The organism is Mariniphaga sp. (assembly GCF_041687215.1).
Lineage (GTDB): Bacteria > Bacteroidota > Bacteroidia > Bacteroidales > Prolixibacteraceae > Mariniphaga.
Window position 1 is genome coordinate 1 of the sequence record NZ_JAWLCI010000123.1, and the last position, 3,255, is coordinate 3,255.

The window sequence follows — 3,255 nt, forward strand, 5'->3', positions numbered from 1 at the left end:
GGCTTCATTGTGAACCTTTGAAGCGGAGAGTTCCCAAATTTTATCCTGGTTTGATTCAATCATTCTTTTTCAATTTGTGGTAAAGAACGACCGAAATTTTCGATCGTTCTTTTTTTATCTAACCTAAAACTATGAACAACCGGGTGTAAGTTTTATCGGTTGCTTTCATTTATAAAGACGATAAAACGAATGGGCAGGGTGACAGGAATGGGAAGTTTTTTTGAAAAAAATGAGGGGTGGGGTTGTAGTGGGCTGATTGGTAGCGGATTGATGAGGTGAAAATAATTTGAGATTTATGGGGATTAGGTGGGGATTTATTGTGATGAAGTGAGATTAAAAGGAAAGTTATTGTGATGAAATGCTGAAATGGAATTAAGAACCACCTCGTCATCCGCCAACTGGCGGATGTCACTCCTCCTAACCAAAAGGTAAGAAGTTGGTTAGGAGGAGAAATTCGTGCTCGTTGCAAATTTTTGGCACAATATTTTGAAACTGATTTAAAATTCCAACTACGAATTTTCCCCTCCTGGCTTTTGTTAGGAGGGGGCATCCGGCCAGGGGTGCGGTAGGCCGGATGGGGGTGGTGTTTTTATTTCATATAGATTCATCAGTAAATAAATTTCATGAAGAACCACCTCGTCATCCGCCAGTATGCGGATGCCACTTCCCGATTACTATGACAAAACCAAATTATTTTGCCAAGATTTTTTGTTATTAACAAAAATTTCTTTGTTAAACGGAATCATTTTAGCGATTAATTTAAAAATACATTTAGCAATCATATTCATTATTGAGTTCATAATCCAAAGGTGATGCTTTCCTCTTTCTATCATTGTTTTATAGTAATTATGAAAGATTTGTCCTTGCCTTATTACACTTATAGCCCCCTGGTGCATTTCGGCCTTGAGTTCCTGGTTTGCCTTTTTCGATGTTCTCGGCCGATATTTGATTGATGTTCCTGATGAACGGGCAAATGGGGCTATTCCAACATAACAGGCAAAAGATTTATAGTCTGATATTTTTTTGAACCCATCGGTAATCGATATAATATGTTGTGCAGTTACCGGCCCAACCCCGGGGATAGAAAGTAGAATATTGTAATAGTCGCAGATTGTTTTTTCTGACTTTATAAGCAGCCGAATACTTTTCTCTACCTCTTTAATCAAATCGGTAAGAAAGAGCTTTAATTGGTCATAAATCATCGTATTTATAATGCCTGGAATGGCTTTGTCATTCTCGCTGGCAATAAAGTTTAAAGTCCGTTGGCGAAAACCAATTAGTTGTTTCCGCAAAAGGTATAACTCTTTTAGTTCTTTTGTTTTTTGGTCAGGATGATGAAAATTAGTTGCCTTATGTTGATGCGCCAAGGCAAACTCGGCGATTTTATTCGAATCGACTTTGTCATTCTTTGTCCGTTGTAAATCCAGCCTGTAACCTTTCATTATCACTGGATGGACCACCCAAAAGGTAACATCAAGACTTTTCATTACCAGGGCTAGTTTCTCGGTATAACTACCTGTGTTTTCACAACAGATAAGAACTTCTGATTCAGCAACTCCCAATTCTTTAATAATGTTTACCAAATGGCTGATTCCTTTTGCAGAGTTAGGAGCCTGGATGTAATGCGAAAAGCCATCAAAAAAATATGTTACATCAAGTGTCAATTTACTAATGTCAATTCCAAAGATTAATTTAAATTTACGTTCCATGTTAATTATAACTTTTACAGGTTTATAAATTAACTGTGGCAGGATGCTCGCCTTATTCCATGCTATTAAGCTTTGCTTTAATTACTATTGAGGCTGGGCAACCCAGGATAAGAAGTTCCACCGTTCTAATCGGGACTGAAGCTCGAAGCTTATGCTCTCGGCGAAACTGGTGGTTCTTCTTTTCCTTTTCACAGTTACCAACAATTAACAAAAGAAAGAAAAAGAAGCAAAAAGAAAGAAAATCAATCATATACATCATTATTAGCTTCATTTAATCTTTTTCTGTTAATAACTGCAAGTCTAATGGGGTTCCCGGGACAGGCTCTCCTTCTCCTATAGGAAACCGGCGAGGAGGAGAAATTCGTGCTAACCACATAATTTTGTGGTAAAACATTTTGAAACCGTTTAAAAATCCCAACTACGAATTTTCCCCTCCTGGCTTTTGTTAGGAGGGGTCATCCGGACAGGGGTGCGGTAGGCCGGATGGGGGTGGTTGCCTTAACCTGATTTTTAACTTCTCCTCTTCCTTACCAACAAAAAGAAATTAAAATCCTTTGGATCGAGTATTTCACGTAAATGCTTGTAGGCTCTGCCTACCTGGGTTTTTACCGTGTTTTTTGAGATGTGCAGTTTTTCTGCTATTTCCTGGTATGTTAAGGACTCGAAAATGGACATTTCGAGAACTTTCCGGCACTGGTCGGGAAGTTTCTTTACAGCCTGATACAAACGGGCATAATGTTTCTGGTCGTCGAAAAACTTTTCGTCGCCTGGAACTGCAAAATCCTGAGCGAGGGGTTCGGTCAGTAACTTTTTCTTCCGGAAATGGTCTGTGATGTGATTGTGAAGCATTATAAAAAGGAAGTGTTTTACCGATTCGTGGATGTCGATTGTTTTGCGGTTTTCCCAAAGCTTGATAAAACAGTCGGACACCAGTTCTTCGGCCAATCCTTCATTTCCATTGGTGGACCTGGAGGCATAAAGGTACATTTGATGGAAGTATTTGTCGTGCAACCTCCTGAGGGCTTTTTTGTCGTTTTGCTTTATATCTTTCCAAAGGGTGCTGTCTTCCACTGCCGGTTTGTTAGATTCAAAAACAAATATAATTTTATTTTTCGGATAAGCGTGAGACAGGGCAACGACAAATTCCATATTTTTATATGTGTGCGGAAGAACAGGTTTTTACATCGTGGCTCATTAAAAGGATTAAATGCTAAAGCCGTAATAAAAGTTGCGACATTCCAAACCACCGGGCTAAAGTGCCGGTGAAAAAAGAATGAATCTTTTGAATTGGTAGTGTAAGACGTGTATTTTGTCTTACCCGTGTAATCAAAAATACACTTTCCTATTCCTTATTCGTTATTGAATATTTTACATTGGATATTTTTTCTAATTTGGGCCTTTCAAAAAAAAAATCTAAACCATTAAAATGAGGATTGCAACCATTACCAAAAAACTGGATGCCCTGTATGAGTTCGACCGCGAACCGGTGAGTAAAAATGCACTTCAGGGAATTGGTAATTTTTTGGGAACCTATGCCGGCGAGCAC

General features: G+C 38.7%; 2 protein-coding genes. Both read right to left on the bottom strand.

Annotated elements, in window-relative coordinates; translation table 11 throughout:
• Nucleotides 1–674 precede the first annotated feature (674 nt).
• A complete protein-coding gene (locus tag ACESMA_RS21405) occupies nt 675–1,709 on the bottom strand; it encodes an IS110 family transposase (protein WP_372950924.1) in 1,035 nt (344 codons plus the stop codon).
• Between the two features lie 510 nt (nt 1,710–2,219).
• Nucleotides 2,220–2,858 (bottom strand): RNA polymerase sigma factor, encoded by a 639-nt coding sequence (locus tag ACESMA_RS21410; protein WP_372950925.1) that lies wholly within the window; start codon nt 2,856–2,858, stop codon nt 2,220–2,222.
• Nucleotides 2,859–3,255 lie beyond the last annotated feature (397 nt).